This is a genomic window from Pseudoduganella namucuonensis, assembly GCF_900116645.1.
Lineage (GTDB): Bacteria > Pseudomonadota > Gammaproteobacteria > Burkholderiales > Burkholderiaceae_D > Rugamonas > Rugamonas namucuonensis.
Window position 1 is genome coordinate 89972 of sequence record NZ_FPBO01000015.1, and the last position, 15574, is coordinate 105545.

Below are 15574 nucleotides of genomic sequence, written 5' to 3' on the forward strand. Positions count from 1 at the left end.
GGGAATCAGGCGACGGCGTGGCCGTGCGCCGGGCGCGCTATCGCGGCGCCGACGGGGGCGCCGATGATATCGGTTTCATGGATTGCATTTGATCGTCTCCCAATTTTTTCGTTATTTTCCGGTGTCTGGCACCGATGTGTTTCTTTTCAGAACCATTAGTTCCTGAAATCGTTTTCACGTTACTATTAAACCGCTAGCCGTGGTCAAAGTCAATCGAATTGATGATTATTTGATCGGCCAGCAACGGAGGGGCGGCTCGGACGCGCGAGCCGCCCCCCCCACCTCAAGGCGCCGGCTTGCCGTAGGCTATGCCCCGGCCGGCGGTGCTCATGTAGACCACGCCGTAGGTGTTCATGTCGCCCACCACGAACTGGCCATTGGCCGGGCCGCCGTACTCGTGCTGGTCGTCGTTCACGCGCACCCAGCTGGCGCCGGTGTCGATGGAACGGTAGACGCCGCGCACGCCGTCGACGGTGCCCCAGATGTAGACGGCCGGATAGGTGGCGCCGGTGGCGGCCTTGCCGAAGCCGACCGCGCCGCAATACGTGACGTTGGACAGCGTGGCGAACGACGTGCCGGAATCGGTCGAACGGGCCAGGCCGCCGTTGTTCAGGGCGACCCACACGTCCCCTTCCCTGTCCGGCGCGACGCGCACCACGTTGGAACCGCCGGCGGCCAGCGAGGCCCTGGCGCCAAAGGTCGCGCCGCCGTCGGTGCTGACCCGCATCACGCCGTTGTCATAGACGTAGAATTTGCTGGAGTTGACCGGGTCCGCCACCGGGCGGATGTTCGCGGCCGCCAGGCCGCTGATCGCCGTCCAGCTGGAGCCGGAATTGACGGAGCGGTAGCTGGTGGTCGAATCCTGCGGGCTGTGCAGCAGCGTCGCGCCGTTCGCGGACAAGGCCACCTGGCCCTTGACACCGTTCAGGCTGGCGGTCTTGGTCCAGCTGGCGCCAGTGTTGGTCGAGTAATACATGTCGTTGCCCACCCTGACCATCGCCGCGGTGTTGGCGGCCGCCACGGCCAGGCCGGTGGTGGTGCCGATGCTGGGCGTGAGGATGGCCGAGTACTGCGTGACGTCGGTATGGCGGAAGCCGTCGTAGTCGCCGATGACCGAGACCAGCGGTCCGCCCGGGACGCTCACCAGGTTCAGCGGCACCGTCTCTTCCAGCCCCTTGACGTTGAAGGTCCAGGTGGTGGTGGTGGCGTTGATGTCCGAGGTCTTGAAAATGCCGTTGCCGGACGTGACCCATGCCGCCTTGGTGTCGAAGGGATCGAAGGCGATCGTGCCCGCCCAATGAATCGATTTGCCGGTGATCCACGATATGCCGGCCGTGTTCTTGGCGAAGCCGCGCGCCACCACGTCGGTCCAGCTGGAACCGCCGTTGGTCGAGATGAAGAAGCGGTCGCCCCAGGCGTCGCCCTGCTGCATATAGGTGTTGATGGTGGACGCGACCAGGCGCCGGCTGTTGTTCGGATCCACGCTGATGCCGCTGAACGGCGTGGTGAAGCCCGACGGCGTGACGTTGGTCCAGGCGCCGTTGGTGGTGTTGTATTTCCAGATCTGCCCCTTGTCCATGGGCTCGGGCTGGGCCCAGTGGCCGTGCGGACCGGCGCCGTTGGCGTAGGTGATGTACAGGTTGCCGGCGCCATCCAGCGCGGCGCGCTGCGGCATCAGCGTGGTCGGCGCGCCGCTCACGGCGGTGAAGCTGGCGCCCGCGTTGTTGCTGCGGTAAAAGCTGGGGCCCACCGAGCCAAAGCGCGACACGCCCACGTACAGGCGTTGCGCCACGCCGCCGGACACGCTGGCGGGGTCCGGCATGACGAAGCTGATGCCGGCCTCGTTGGGCGTGGTCGTGACGTTCAGCCCGGCCATCCGGTTCCAGGTCGCGCCCGAGTCGGTGCTTTTGAACAGGCCGTTCCAGCGCGTGCCCGCGTACAGAACGTTGCTGGAGCCCGGATCGACCACCAGCTTCTCGCCGTTCTGCCGTCCCATGCCGTTGCCGTGCGCCTTGAACTGGGCGGTGACATCGGTGGTGGCGAAGGTCTGGCCATAGTCGGTGGAACGCAGGATGACGCTCTTGCCGTTGTTGAAATAGCTGATGCCGGCCAATATGTAGACCTTGGCCGCGTTCTTGGGATCGACCGCCAGCGACTCGACGCCGAGGTGGCCGCTTTCGCCTTCCGCCACCCAGTCCAGCAAGGGCACCCAGCGCGCGGCGGCCTTGTCCCAGCGATAGGCGCCGCCCACGTCGGTGCGGGCGTAGACCACGCCCGATTCGGTCTTGCTCGGGATGACGGCGGAAACGAAGCCGCCGCCGCCGATGGCGACGCTGTCCCAGGTGTAGTTCGCGGATGGGGCGGCGTGGATGGCGGCATGCGCCAGTACGGCGGCCGTCAATGATAACGTTTTCATAAACTTCATCTGCTGTGGCTCCTTTGGTTATTAGTATTTTCCAGCGAGAAAGCAAGTAGAACAGGCTTCTGCGAGCCTTGCCATCGGCGGGAAAGGTCCACGGCGACAAGCCAGGGAGCCTTTACCTACGTGGTTATTTCGGGAAAAAAGTTCCCGGGAGAAAAAATAAAGCGCAAGTCATGCACAACGCATCCGGACCCCGCCCGAAACCCGCCGGGTGGGTCATTTTATGAAATCGTTTTCAGATGCAGGGCTTATTAAACTGCTTACGCGCGGCGAAGTCAATCGGCTTGATGAGTTTTTTGCGGCGGAGCGGCGCGGGCGTGTACGCCGCGCAACTCCGCCCGCGAGGCGGGATCAGTCGAACTGTTTCTTGAACTCGGCGAACTGCATGGCCAGTTCGCCCACTTCCTGGCGCAGCTGCGCCACTTCGGCTTCCAGCTGGGCCACGCGGCCGCCCTGCGCGGGCGCGCTGGTGCTGCCGCCGTAGCTGGCCGCCGTTTCCTCGCGCGCCAGCGCCTCCTCCCCGCTCAGCAGGTGGCCGTAGCGCGGCTCCTTGGTGCCGGGCGCCAGCGCCAGCTTGGACACCAGCGGCGGGTATTTGTCGATCAGGAACTGCAGCGCCTGCTCGACGTCCGGCACCGACTTGAAGTCGTGCAGGCGGCCGGTGCGGGTGCGGATCTCGCCGGCGGTCTGCAGGCCGCGCAGCATCAGCACCGTCAGCACCGCCACCTTGTCCTGCTCCAGCGACCATTTGATGCGCACGCGGTGCTCGTACTTGGTGACGCGCGCGCCGGCCTGCGTGATGCCGTTGACGAATTTGCGCTGCATCAGCCGCTGCAGCGTCTCGGCCACGGTCTCCTCCGACAGCGACATCACCGGGTCGCGGCTGGACAACTGGTTGCAGCCGTTGGTGATGGCATTCAGCGACATCGGATAGTTGTCGGGCGTGAGGGATTCTTTTTCTGCCAGCACGGCCAGCACCCGGACTTCAAACGGGTCCAGCAGGTTGGGGTTGTCCGCTTCGTTAGTCATGCGATTCTTCCTTAGTCGACAAGCTTGTTCAGTTGGGCTGAATCGAATTTATCACACTCTGGCACGCCCTTGCAGTCCAGCCCGGCCGCCTGCATGGTGGCGAGCATGCGTTCGATCTGCTGCTCCTGCGTGGCGGCCTGGTCGATCAGCGCGCGCAGGGCCTTGGACAGCGGGTCGTCGCCGTTGGCGGTGAGGCCGTAGGCCGAGAACAGCCGCGAGCCGGCGCTGGACGGGCCGCCGTCCTTCTGCACCACGTGGGCCGGGTTGCCGACCGCGGTGGCGCCGGCCGGCACGGGTTTCAGCAGCACCGCGTTGGAGCCCACCTTGGCGTATTCGCCCACCGTGAAGGCGCCCAGCACCTTGGCGCCGGCGCCGACGATGACGCCGCGCTCCAGCGTGGGGTGGCGCTTGCTTCCGCTGTGCAGCGAGGTGCCGCCCAGCGTCACGCCCTGGTAGATGGTGCAGTCGTCCCCCACCACCGCGGTTTCGCCGATGACGACGCCGAAGCCGTGGTCGATGAAGACGCGGCGGCCGATCAGCGCGCCGGGGTGGATCTCGATGCCGGTGACGATGCGCGCCACATAGGAGATGAAGCGGCCCGGCCATTTCAGGCCGCGGGTCCAGCACCAGTGCGCCCAGCGGTGCATGACGATGGCCTGCAGGCCGGGGTAGCAGGTCAGCACCTCCCAGCCGTTGCGGGCGGCGGGATCGCGTTCGATGATGCTGTTGATGTCTTGGCGCAGGTGGCGGAACATGGCGGCGGGAGGTCTATACCGGATGATTCATGGTAGCGCATTCGGTACGGGACGCGAAACCGGGGACAGACCGTACGCGCCACCGGCCCCGGAATTCGGCCGAGGCGCGGACCGCGGGGTCTGTCCCCTCGGAGACGGCGGCGGCCGATCAGCCTTCTTTGACCAGGCGCTGGCGGCGCGCCTCGTACAGGCAGACGCCGGAGGCCACCGACACGTTCAGGCTCTCGACGGTGCCGAACATGGGGATGCTGACCAGCATGTCGCAGGTCTCGCGCGTCAGGCGGCGCATGCCCTCGCCCTCCGAACCCATCACCAGCGCGGTGGGGCCGGTGAAGTCGGACTGGTACAGGTTCTTCTCGCCGTCGTCGGAAGTGCCGATCAGCCAGATGTCGCGGTCCTTCAGGTCGCGCAACGTGCGCGCCAGGTTGGTGACCGTGATGTAGGGCACGTTCTCGGCGGCGCCGCTGGCGACCTTGGCGGCGGTGGCGTTCAGGCCGACCGCGCGGTCCTTGGGCACGATCACCGCGTGCGCGCCGGCGCCGTCGGCCACGCGCAGGCAGGCGCCCAGGTTGTGCGGATCGGTGATGCCGTCCAGCACCAGCAGCAGCGGCGGGCCCTCGATGGCGTCCAGCAGCTCGTCGAGGTTGCGCGCCAGCGAGATCTGCTGGGCGAAGGCGATCACGCCCTGGTGGCGGTGCGTGCCGACGATCTTGTCGAGACGGCTCGAATCGACCGGCATCACGCGCACGCCCAGCGATTTGGCGTTGGCGACCAGGTCGGTCATGCGGCGGTCGTTGCGGCCGACGTCGACGAAGATCTCTTCCACGGACGAGGCCTCATGGCGCAGGCGCGAGGTGACGGCGTGGAAGCCGAATATCATTTTGTTCTTGGACATTGCTAGGTTTCTTCTTACAAAAGTGACCGTGGCCGCAGCGGTTGGCGGCGGCCACGTCGCTCCCGCGAAGGCGGGAGCCTGGTTTGCGTCCCGGGCGCCGCCGTGGCGGCCCCGGGTTCGCGACAACGGGATGGGCCGTTATCGCTTCTTCTTGCCCTTGGCGGCGGGCGCCGGCGCCTTGGCGTGCTTCGCCGCCTTCGGCTTGGCGGCCGACTTGCCGCCCGCGGATTTGCCGCGCGAGGACGACGGCGCGGGCGCCGCTTCGTAGCGCGACTGCGTCTTCGGACCGGGCTTGACGTTGGTGCGCGCGTCGGCGTTGGCGCGCGGCTTGCGGCCGCGGCCCGGCGACTCCTCGTCAGCGCCGTTCAGCGCGCTGACGCGCGGACCGCCGCGGGTGCCGGCGATGGCCGCCTCGGCCCCCGCCAGGCGCAGGTCGATCTTGCGGGTTTCGAGGTCGACTCGCACCACCTGCACGTTGACCTTGTCGGTCAACTGGTAGCGCTTGCCGGTGCGGTCGCCGCGCAGTTCATGGCGCGCCTCGTCGTACTGGAAGTAGTCCGCGCCCAGGTCGGTGATGTGCACCAGGCCCTCGACGTACAGTTCCTGCAGTTGCACGAAGATGCCGAAGGTGGTCACGCCGGTGATCATGCCGGTGAATTCCTCGCCCAGCTTGTCCTGCATGAAGTAGCACTTCAGCCAGGACTCGACGTCGCGCGAGGCCTCGTCGGCGCGGCGCTCGTTGGCCGAGCAGTGCACGCCCAGCGCGTCCCACACGGTCAGGTCGCCGGCGGCCTTGCGTTCCTTGCCCTCGGCCTTGTCCTTCGCCTGCTGGCGGCGGGTGGCGTTCGACACGGCGGTGTTCAGGATGCTGGTGTCGGCCACTTTCGGCTCGTACTTCTTGCCCAGCAAAATGGCCTTGATGGCGCGGTGCGTCAGCAAGTCCGGGTAGCGGCGGATCGGGCTGGTGAAGTGGGCATAGGCCTCGTACGCCAGGCCGAAGTGGCCGATGTTGTCAGGGCTGTAGACGGCCTGCTGCATCGAGCGCAGCAGCATGGTCTGCAGCAGCGACGCGTCCGGACGCTCCTTGATCTTGCGCATCAGCTCGGCGTAGTCCGAGGCGGCCGGCGTGTCGCCGCCGCCCAGGCTGAGGCCGACCTGCTTCAGGAAGTTGCGCACCTGGGTGAGCTTTTCCTTGGTCGGGCCGGCGTGGATGCGGTAGGTGCCGGGATGCTTGTGGCGCAGCAGCAGGTCGGCCGCGCACACGTTGGCGGCCAGCATGCACTCCTCGATCAGCTTGTGCGCGTCGTTGCGGGTGCGCGGGATGATCTTCTCGATCTTGCCGGCGGCGTTGCAGACGATGTAGGTCTCGGTGGTCTCGAAGTCGATCGCGCCGCGCTCCATGCGCGCCTTCAGCAGCGCGTGGTAGACGTCGTGCAGGTTCTGCAGGTGCGGCACGATGCCGGGACGGCGCGCGGCCTCCGGGCCCTTGGTGTTGCCCAGGATGGCGGCCACCTCGGTGTAGGTCATGCGCGCGGCCGAGTGGATCACGGCCGGGTAGAACTGGTAGGCCTTGATCTCGCCCTTGGCGGTGATGACGGCGTCGCACACCAGGGTCAGGCGGTCGACGGCGGGGTTCAGCGAGCACAGGCCGTTGGACAGCTTTTCCGGCAGCATCGGGATCACGCGGCGCGGGAAGTAGACCGAGGTGCTGCGTTCCAGCGCGTCGGTGTCCAGCGAGTCGTTCGGCTTGACGTAGTGGCTGACGTCGGCGATCGCGACGATCAGGCGGAAGGCGTTGGCGCGGCCGATCTTCACCGGTTCGCAGTAGACCGCGTCGTCGAAGTCGCGCGCGTCCTCGCCGTCGATGGTCACCAGCGGCACGTCGCGCAGGTCGACGCGCTCGCCCAGGTCGGCCTCGCGCACGTGGTCCGGCAGCTTGTTGGCCTGCTTCAGCGCGGCGTCCGAGAAGATGTGCGGCACGCCGAACTTGCGCACCGCGATTTCGATTTCCATGCCGGGGTCGTCCAGCGCGCCCAGCACCTCGGTGATGCGGCCCATGGGCTGCTTGAAGCGGCCCGGCTGCTCGGTCAGCTCGACGCTGACGATCTGGTCCGCCTTGGCCTTGCCGACCGGGCCCTGCACCACGATGTCCTGCGCGATGCGCTTGTCCTCGGGCGCGACCAGCCAGACGCCGTTCTCGTTGAGCAGGCGGCCGATGATGTGGGTGTTGGCGCGCTGCACCACCTCGACGATGGTGCCCTCGGCGCGGCCGCGGCGGTCCAGGCCGACGACCTTGGCCAGCACCTTGTCGCCGTGCAGCACTTTCTGCATTTCGCGCTCGGACAGGTACAAGTCCTCGCCCGGCTCGTCCGGGATGACGAAGCCGTAGCCGTCGCGGTGGCTGCTGACGCGGCCGGCGACGAAGCCGGAGTGGTCGGCCAGCGCGTAGAAGCCGGCGCCGTCGGAGACGATCTGGCCGTCGCGCTCCATCGCGTTCAGGCGGCGCGTGAGGACGGCGTGGGATTCGGCTTTGACGTCGAGCGACAGCGCGAGGGCGCGCAGATCGAGCGGCGCCTTGGCGCCGCGGAAGATGCCGAGAATTTCCTCACGGCTGGGAATGATGTGGGTAGATTGGTTCAAAAGTATTTCTATAGTCTTATTATTGGTTAAGAAAAATCGTGTACCGTCTGACCAGCCGCACTTCTTAACATGGCGAGCCGATAGTGTACCGGAGGTCGCGCGGTTTACCTAACAAGCGGGCCGACGGGTGCGCTCCCCCTCGCCGCTCGCCCGGGCGAGAAATCGGCGTCCGGGCTCATTGACATCTCTAAATTATGCTCTATAATTCGTGTCTCTCGCAGCGGCGACGCTGAGGGAACGGCAGAGTCGATGCGCAGTATGGAGCGGAAACGTTCATCTGGCGCGAAGCTCTCCAAGTCGCTATAATAGCAGAGTTGTTGAGCAGCATCAGTGCCCACGTGGCGGAATTGGTAGACGCGCATGGTTCAGGTCCATGTGCCGCAAGGTGTGGGGGTTCGAGTCCCTCCGTGGGCACCACAGAATTCCGCGAAAAAAGCCTCCCTCGGGAGGCTTTTTTCATTTCCGCCCCGCCCTTCGCGGGACATCGCGGCGAAATTCGCCTTGACGAAAGTCAATACACACCTTAAGATGCGTGCCTTCTGTCGCGGAACAACGCGGCGGAGACGAAGAAAACAGAGCCCACGTGGCGGAATTGGTAGACGCGCATGGTTCAGGTCCATGTGCCGCAAGGTGTGGGGGTTCGAGTCCCTCCGTGGGCACCACAAATTCCGCAAAAAAGCCTCCTTCGGGAGGCTTTTTTCATTGCTCAGTCCTTCTTGCCGGGAACGCCCTTCAGCACGGTCGCCAGGGCTTCGCCCACGGCTTTGACCAATTCCGCGCCGGGCAGCACAATCCCGGCGTCGCCATCCTTGTGCTTCCGCCCTTCCGAAAGCCTGCCCTCCCCCACCCCATCCACCGACAAGGAGTAGGTAATGCGCAGCAGGGCAATGGCCAGCACGGCGATCGCGAGCACCAGCACGGTGACCACCGCGACGACGGAGTTGCCTATGGAAGAGATGTCGACGCTGACGGAGGTGTTCACCGACACGGGGGCCGCCGCTGGCGCGGGTGAACCGCCAAGTGACGCGGCCGGCTTCTCGGCCTTCGCGCTCGCCACCAATTCCTTCAGGTTGACCGCCGGCGTGGCCTTGTCGATTTGCCGGGTGAAGGAAAGGACCGTACAAGCCAGTGCCCAGATCAGACTGGCGAGCACGATCATCGCAACAACGGTCGCGGTTGCGCGGAACTTCGCGATATTCTTGATCTGGAGGGCGAAATAGTCGGCACTTTGACGAGTCTGCCAATCCAGCCCCTCCCCGCCGGCGAGATCGTCGGATGGCAAAGGCCAAGCCGCCGGGGGAGAAGTCGCTTCGGCACCGCCGTTCAAGGCGGCTTGCGCCCCTCGCGATTCCCCAGGCGTCTCGCCGGGTCCGCTCACGGGCGGCTGCGTCATGTATTCAAGCTCAGGTTGCTCAATCGGTGCCCCATCGCCACCTTCGATACGGCAAACGCCTCGGCCAGCGCTTCCACGGACGTCAAACCGGTGAACGCCATCGCCTTCACCACCTTGGCCGGCATCAGCAACTCCGCGGCGAACTGATTCGCCTGCCGCTCCACCAGGCTATTGTTCTTGGAGCCAAAACTGTCGGGATAATCACGTGGCGCATCCTGATGGCCAAGGATGAAGTGCCCCAACTCATGCGCCACCGTGAAGCGCCTGCGAACCAGGGGATCGTTGACGTTGTATTCGATGGTCGGCACACCATCGCGGAAAGAAAAATAACCACTGAACTGGTACGCATCGTCGCCTTGCGCGCCCCTGCCCACCATCGCCACCTTCATCCGCTCGGCAATGAGTTCCGGACGTATGGGAATACGCCCGTCCCAGTAATGCTCCAATACCTTGGTCGCCGCCTCGACGCCGGTGCGGGGGCGAGCCTCTGCGAGAGCCATAGCAAAACCTCCGTACGCGAGTTAAATTCCTTGAGACACTATTGGACAGATTCTAACAAGATATCGGCCCGGGTGTTCAATACGGCGACATCAATGCTGTATATGGGTACAGTATAGCAGCATCCAAACCGCGCAATCGTTCGCCGTCGCGGGCAAGACGGCCCGGCCTACGCTGCCTATCGGGCAAAATTACCAAAAAACATGGAAACGCCCTTGACCGCCGGCCATCCTGCCCTTAAGATGCGTGCCTTCTGTCGCAGAACAACGCGGCGGAGACGAAGAAAACAGAGCCCACGTGGCGGAATTGGTAGACGCGCATGGTTCAGGTCCATGTGCCGCAAGGTGTGGGGGTTCGAGTCCCTCCGTGGGCACCACAGTTCTGTTTTCGACGCCGGTAGTTGCATCACATTGCCCACGTGGCGGAATTGGTAGACGCGCATGGTTCAGGTCCATGTGCCGCAAGGTGTGGGGGTTCGAGTCCCTCCGTGGGCACCATGAATTCCGCAAAAAAGCCTCCTTCGGGAGGCTTTTTTCATTTCCGGAACCGTATCTATTTGCCCAGCGCCGCCCTGACCGCGTCGGCCAGCGTCGTGGTTGGCCGGCCGGTCAGGCGGGACAGGGTGCCGCTGTTGTCTTCCAGCCCGCCCCGCGCCACGCCGGCGTCGGAATTCGACAGCAGCGACGCCAGCCAGTCCGGCAATCCCACGCCCAGCAGCGCCGCCTCGTATTCCGCCTCCGGCAAGTCCCGGTACGCCACCGGTTTGCCGGCCTGGCGCGACACCTCGGCCGCCAGTTCGGCCAGCGAAAACGAGCGGTCGCCCGCCAGCTCGTACACGGGCTCCGGCGCGCCGGCGGCGGTCAGCACGGCGGCCGCCGCGTCGGCGTAGTCGGCGCGGGCGGCCGCCGAGACGCGGCCGTCCTTCGCGCTGCCGAGGATGGCGCCGTGCGCCAGCGCGGCGCCCAGGTTGCCCGTGTAGTTCTCGAAGTACCAGCCGTTGCGCAGGATGGTGTGCGCCAGCCCCGAGCCGCGCAGCAACGCCTCGGTGGCGACGTGCTCGCCGGCCAGCGCCAGCGGCGAATCGGCGGCATGCAGCAGGCTGGTGTACGCCAGCAGGCCCACGCCGGCGCGCTTGGCGGCGGCGATCACGTTGCCGTGCTGCGACAGGCGCCGCCCCACTTCGCTCGAGGAAATCAGCAACAGCTTGTCCACGCCCTGGAACGCGGCCTCCAGCGCGGCGGCGTCGTTGTAGTCCGCCTGGCGCACTTCGACGCCCAGGGCGGCCAGGCCCTCGGCCTTGGCGGGGTCGCGCGCCAGCGCGACGATGCCGGCGGCGGGAACGGTTTTCAACAAGGCGGAAATGACGAGTTGGCCAAGCTGGCCGGTGGCGCCGGTGATTGCGATCATGATGCGGTCCTTTCATTTCGGTTGGGAATGGGCCATCTTAGCGGCTATACTTACTATTTGTAAGTACGCACATTTTGGTAAGTACCCGGGAGAGCATCATGAGCAAAGCAAGGACCCTGCGCGGCGCGCTGGCCGAATACAAGGACGCCGGGCGCGGCCAGTTGCTGGCGCCGGCCTGCCCCTCGCGCGCCGTGCTCAGCCACGTGACCAGCCGCTGGGGCGTGCTGGTGCTGGTGGTGCTGCTGGGCGGCATGCACCGCTTCAGCGAACTGCGGCGCGAGGTGGGCGGCGTCAGCGAAAAGATGCTGGCCCAGACGCTGGACGCGCTGGCCGGCGACGGCTTCGTGCTGCGCTACGCCCATCCCGTGATTCCACCCCGCGTCGAGTACAGCCTGACGCCCATGGGCAGGGAAATCGCGGAACGGCTGGAAGTGCTGGTGGACTGGATCGAGGACAACTTCCCGCGCATCCAGGCGGCACGAGGTGATGCCCAAAAGATACAAGACGCGTAAGGGTTGTTACTATTTGGCATCTTGTACTACACTGGCCTCACTTCAAGCATCACGGAACCCTCCATGGCGCCGCCCTTGCAGCAAACCATCCTGATCGTCACCGGCGCCGTGTATGACCAGGCGGCGTTGGAGGAGACGCTCGCCGCCCATGGATTCCGAGCGCAAATGGTCAACCGCGGCGACAAGGCGCTGGCGGCCGTGCACGGCGGCGGCGTGTCGCTGGTGCTGCTGGACGTCGCGCTGGCCGGCAGCGCCGACTTCGAGCTGTGCCGCCACCTCGGCGCGGCGGCGGGCCGCAAGCTGCCCATCCTGATGATGTCCCCCAGCCCCAACGACGACGAGCACAAGCGCGCGCTGGCCGCCGGCGCCACCGGCTATGGGCGCCTGCCCTACTCCGTCGGCGACCTGGTCGACCAGGTGCTGGTGGAGCTGACGGTGCACCACGCCTGGCCCGCCCGTCCCGGCGCGCCCGCCTTCGACACCCGCGGCTTCGAGGTCAACTACCACGACATGATGACCGGCACGCCGGACGCGGTGATGCTGTTCGACGCCGAGCACGGCCTGCCCATCGCCGTCAACCGCGGCGCCGAGGCGCTGCTGGGGCGGGAGAACGCCCAGCTGAGCCAGATGCGCCTGGTGGACCTGTGCCCGCCCGAGCAGCCCGACGGCCGGCCGTCCAGCCTGGCGGTGCGGGATTTGATACGCAAGGTGCTGGCCGGCGAGATCAGGGTGTTTTCGCTGAGCTTCGCGCACAGCGGCGGACGGCGCATCGACTGCGAACTGCGGCTGGTGATGCTGAACAAGGACGGCCACCGCCTGTACCACATGCGCATGGTGGACGTGACGGGCCACAAGCTGGCCGAGGCGCTGCGCGCGGGCCAGAACAAGCTGCTGGAGATGGTGGCGCGCGGCGCGCCGCTGCGCCAGACGCTGGACACGCTGATGCTGCTGGTCGAGGGCCAGTCCACCGGCGTGCTGTGCTCCACCCTGCTGCTGGACCTGGACGGCCGCACCATGCGCGCCGGCGCCGCGCCCAGCCTGCCGGCCGACTTCATGGCCGCCATCGACGGCCTGGAGATCGGCCCGGCCGTGGGCTCCTGCGGCACCGCCATGTTCCGCGGGCAGGCCGTGGTGGTGCACGACATCCAGGCCGATCCGCTGTGGGCGCCCTACGCCGCCACCGCCGCGCGGCACGGCCTGCGCGCCTGCTGGTCCATGCCCATCCTGCTGGACGAGGACAAGGTGCTGGGCTCCTTCGCCATGTATTACCGCGAGCCGCGCAGTCCCGGCGCGGAGGAGCTGCGGCTGATCGACGTGGCGACCCACCTGGCCGGCATCGCCATCGCCCGTACGCGGCACGAGGACGAGTTGATACGCCACCGCGCGCACCTGGAGGAACTGGTGGCCGCGCGCACGGCCGAACTGCGCCACGCCAAGGAGCAGGCCGAGATGGCCAGCGAGGAGCTGTCGACCGCGCTGGAAAACCTGAGCATGACGCAGGACGAGCTGGTGCGGCGCGACAAGCTGGCGGCGCTGGGCGCGCTCGTGGCCGGCGTGGCGCACGAACTGAACACGCCCATCGGCAACAGCCTGATGGTGGCCAGCACCATGGCCGAGCGCACGCGCGCGATCAAGGCCGTGATGGAGGGCGGCCTGCGCCGCTCGGCGCTGGAGTCCTACCTGCGGCAGTCGGCCGAGGCCGACGATATCCTGGCGCGCAACCTGGGCCGCGCGGCCAGCCTGGTGCAGAGCTTCAAGTCGATCGCGGTCGACACCGACCAGGCGCAGCGCCGCCGCTTCGCGCTGGGCAATTTCATTTCCGAGCTGGTGCTGCCCTTGCACGCGGCGGTCAAACACCTGCCCGTCGAAGTCGCGCTCGACATCCCCGAGGCGCTGGAAATGGACAGCTATCCCGCCCCGTTGGGCCGGGTGATCCACGCGCTGTTCGAGAACAGCCTGGTGCACGGTTTCGAGGGCCGCGCGGGCGGCCGCATCGCGATCCGCGCGCGCGCCACGGACAAGGACGAGATCGCCCTGTCGTACACGGACGACGGCGCCGGCATCCCGGCCGAGCACCTGGGCCGCATCTACGATCCCTTCTTCACCACCAAGCTGGGCGCGGGCGGCTCCGGCCTGGGCCTGCACGTGGCGCACAACATCGTGCTCGGCGTGCTGGGCGGACGCATCGGCGTGGAAAGCGTGCCCGGCAAGGGGGTCGCGTTCACTATGCTACTGCCGGCCGTGGCGCCGCTATAATGGGCCCACCATGAAGACCTTGCGCACCGCCCTGCTCATCCCGCCGCTGCTGGCCTGCTGCGCGCTGGCGTGCGCCGGGCCGGCGCCATGGTACTGGTGGGTCAGCAAGGTCGACGGCGCGCGCGTCTGCTCCCAAACGCCGCTCGGCCCGGGCTGGGAACAGGTCAAGCGCCCCTATCAAGATAGCCGTTGCGAAAAATTAGCAATTGCCAAATAATGAGGTCACAACAACTCGCCAGAGGCAACCGATTCAGCACGCTGTTCTATTCCAACAACCGAGGAGAACTGATGTTTACGAGTCCCGAGCAATTCGCAGCAACCACCAAAGCCTTGTTTGAGTTCCAGTTGGAGACCTTCAACACCCTCACCAGCAAAGCCGTGCAAGGTGTGGAGCAGGTGGTGGCGCTGAACATGGCGACCGCCAAGTCCAGTGTCGAGGAGCAACTGGCCGCCGGCAAGGAATTGAGCGTGGCGCGCGATCCCAAGGCCATCATGGCCGTGGCCGCCTCCAAGGTGCAACCGGGCGTGGCCAACGCCGCCGCCTACAACCAGCAACTGGGCGAGATCATCGCGGAGATCCGCGAGGAATTCACCCGCGCCGCCGACGCCCACATGACCGAGGCCAAGAGCACGCTCAGCGCGCTGATCTACGACGTGACGAAGAACGTGCGCCCGGGCTCGGAGAACGCGGTCGACATCGTCAAGTCCGCCATCGAGAACGCCTTCGCCGGCTATGAGCAGGTGACCAACGCCACCCGCCAGGCCGTCGCCAACGTCGAGGCGCAGATCGCCAAGGCCAGCGCCATCGTCAAGCCGGAAGAGGCGGCCTAACCCGCGGGGGCGGAAAGTCGCCCAAGCCGCGCTAAGGCAGCCAGACCTCCAGCACCGCCTGGCGCAGGGCGCCGACCAGCGCGTCCCCGGCCCGGCTCTTGAGATGGATGAACGACAACGGGCAGCCGCGCTTGGCGCCCGTCCACACCACCATCTGGCCATTGCGCACCGCCTCGTGCGCGATGTCTTCGCGCAGCAGGCACAGGCCCACGCCCATCGCCACCAGGCTGCGCATGGACGCCTCCTGGTCGACCTCGATCACACTGCTCAGCTCGTATCCCTGTTCGGCGAACATCTCGCTCACCAGCCGGTGCTGGGAACTGTGCACGGGCGTGCCTATCCACGGCAGGCGCGCGATCCGGTCCCAGCCGGCGCCACTGACCCGTTCCTCCCACTCCTTGGGCGCCACCACCAGGTAGGTCAGCACGCATAGCTCGGTGGCCTGGACGCTGGCGTCGTCCAGCGCGCCGAGGTAGAAGCCCGCGTCCACGGTGCCGGCGCGGATGCGTTCCAGCACCGAGCCGGAAATCCCTTGCGCCAGTTTGACGTCGATTTGCGGATGCCGCGCCAGCAGGCGGCCGAGCACCGCGCCCAGGCGCAGGCACTCCGGATCAATGATGGTGCCCAGCTTGACGGTGCCGGTGATCTCGCCGCGGATCTTGTTGGCCATGTTGACCAGTTCCAGCGCGCTGTCCAGGGTCTTTTCGGCCTGCGCCAGCAACAGCTGGCCGGACCTGGTGAGCGAGGTGCCGCTGGCGCCGCGGGCGAACAGGATCACGCCCAGTTCCTCCTCCAGCGCCTTGATCTGCTTGCTCACGGCCGACTGGCTGATGTGCAACTGTTCGGCGGCGCGCGTCAGATGGCCCTGCCGGGCGACGGTCAGGAAGGTGCGGAGCTGGTAGATTTCCATGGAAGGGGCTCAAGGTTCGAAAAGCG

The 15574-nt window shown here is 66.5% G+C and carries 13 protein-coding genes and 4 tRNA genes; 8 read left to right on the plus strand and 9 right to left on the minus strand.

The features are described from left to right. Nucleotides 1-283: 283 nt before the first annotated feature. From BM436_RS16955 to rnr, 5 genes are all read right to left on the minus strand, one after another. The gene (locus tag BM436_RS16955; RefSeq protein WP_229490379.1) at nucleotides 284-2416 is read right to left on the minus strand and encodes a WD40/YVTN/BNR-like repeat-containing protein; all 2133 of its coding nucleotides are present in this window, start codon (nucleotides 2414-2416) and stop codon (nucleotides 284-286) included. A gap of 357 nt (nucleotides 2417-2773) precedes the next feature. Continuing rightward, nucleotides 2774-3451, minus strand: coding sequence for a YceH family protein (locus tag BM436_RS16960; RefSeq protein WP_093556715.1), 678 nt, complete (start codon nucleotides 3449-3451; stop codon nucleotides 2774-2776). Between the two features lie 11 nt (nucleotides 3452-3462). Beyond that, complete coding sequence (gene cysE, locus BM436_RS16965) at nucleotides 3463-4206, minus strand: serine O-acetyltransferase (RefSeq protein ID WP_093556716.1); 744 nt, start codon at nucleotides 4204-4206, stop codon at nucleotides 3463-3465. 148 nt (nucleotides 4207-4354) lie between these two features. Beyond that, on the minus strand, nucleotides 4355-5101 hold the full coding sequence (rlmB, locus tag BM436_RS16970; protein WP_093556717.1) for a 23S rRNA (guanosine(2251)-2'-O)-methyltransferase RlmB: 747 nt from the start codon (nucleotides 5099-5101) through the stop codon (nucleotides 4355-4357). Between the two features lie 138 nt (nucleotides 5102-5239). After that, nucleotides 5240-7741: a ribonuclease R gene (gene rnr, locus BM436_RS16975; protein WP_093556718.1), complete on the minus strand. Its 2502-nt coding sequence runs from the start codon at nucleotides 7739-7741 to the stop codon at nucleotides 5240-5242. A gap of 332 nt (nucleotides 7742-8073) precedes the next feature. On the opposite strand from rnr, the gene BM436_RS16980 reads away from it, so the two are divergent. Both BM436_RS16980 and BM436_RS16985 read left to right on the plus strand, forming a co-directional pair. After that, nucleotides 8074-8158, plus strand: a tRNA-Leu gene (locus BM436_RS16980). 160 nt (nucleotides 8159-8318) lie between these two features. After that, nucleotides 8319-8403, plus strand: a tRNA-Leu gene (locus tag BM436_RS16985). A gap of 44 nt (nucleotides 8404-8447) precedes the next feature. Here BM436_RS16985 and BM436_RS16990 read toward each other — a convergent pair. Together BM436_RS16990 and BM436_RS16995 are read right to left on the minus strand one after the other, a co-directional pair. Then, complete coding sequence (locus tag BM436_RS16990; protein ID WP_143133196.1) at nucleotides 8448-9023, minus strand: hypothetical protein; 576 nt, start codon at nucleotides 9021-9023, stop codon at nucleotides 8448-8450. Between the two features lie 107 nt (nucleotides 9024-9130). Then, entirely contained in the window at nucleotides 9131-9634 is a 504-nt protein-coding gene (locus BM436_RS16995; protein WP_093556720.1) for an ImmA/IrrE family metallo-endopeptidase, read from the minus strand. Between the two features lie 289 nt (nucleotides 9635-9923). Between BM436_RS16995 and BM436_RS17000 the strand changes: the two genes are divergently transcribed. Next, a tRNA-Leu gene (locus BM436_RS17000) sits at nucleotides 9924-10008 on the plus strand. 36 nt (nucleotides 10009-10044) lie between these two features. Next, nucleotides 10045-10129: transfer RNA gene (locus BM436_RS17005), tRNA-Leu, on the plus strand. A 55-nt stretch (nucleotides 10130-10184) separates the two neighbouring features. Here BM436_RS17005 and BM436_RS17010 read toward each other — a convergent pair. Next, on the minus strand, nucleotides 10185-11039 hold the full coding sequence (locus BM436_RS17010; RefSeq protein ID WP_093556721.1) for an SDR family oxidoreductase: 855 nt from the start codon (nucleotides 11037-11039) through the stop codon (nucleotides 10185-10187). Nucleotides 11040-11137: 98 nt separating this feature from the next. Here BM436_RS17010 and BM436_RS17015 point away from each other — a divergent pair, with 98 nt between their 5' ends. From BM436_RS17015 to BM436_RS17030, 4 genes are all read left to right on the plus strand, one after another. Continuing rightward, nucleotides 11138-11551: a winged helix-turn-helix transcriptional regulator gene (locus tag BM436_RS17015; protein ID WP_093556722.1), complete on the plus strand. Its 414-nt coding sequence runs from the start codon at nucleotides 11138-11140 to the stop codon at nucleotides 11549-11551. A 63-nt stretch (nucleotides 11552-11614) separates the two neighbouring features. Further along, nucleotides 11615-13807, plus strand: a complete 2193-nt coding sequence (locus BM436_RS17020; RefSeq protein ID WP_093556723.1) for an ATP-binding protein — start codon at nucleotides 11615-11617, stop codon at nucleotides 13805-13807. 10 nt (nucleotides 13808-13817) lie between these two features. Then, nucleotides 13818-14024 (plus strand): hypothetical protein, encoded by a 207-nt coding sequence (locus BM436_RS17025; protein ID WP_093556724.1) that lies wholly within the window; start codon nucleotides 13818-13820, stop codon nucleotides 14022-14024. 71 nt (nucleotides 14025-14095) lie between these two features. After that, a complete protein-coding gene (locus BM436_RS17030) occupies nucleotides 14096-14638 on the plus strand; it encodes a phasin family protein (protein ID WP_093556725.1) in 543 nt (180 codons plus the stop codon). Nucleotides 14639-14669: 31 nt separating this feature from the next. Here BM436_RS17030 and BM436_RS17035 read toward each other — a convergent pair whose 3' ends face one another. After that, nucleotides 14670-15548, minus strand: coding sequence for a LysR family transcriptional regulator (locus tag BM436_RS17035; RefSeq protein ID WP_093556726.1), 879 nt, complete (start codon nucleotides 15546-15548; stop codon nucleotides 14670-14672). Nucleotides 15549-15574 lie beyond the last annotated feature (26 nt).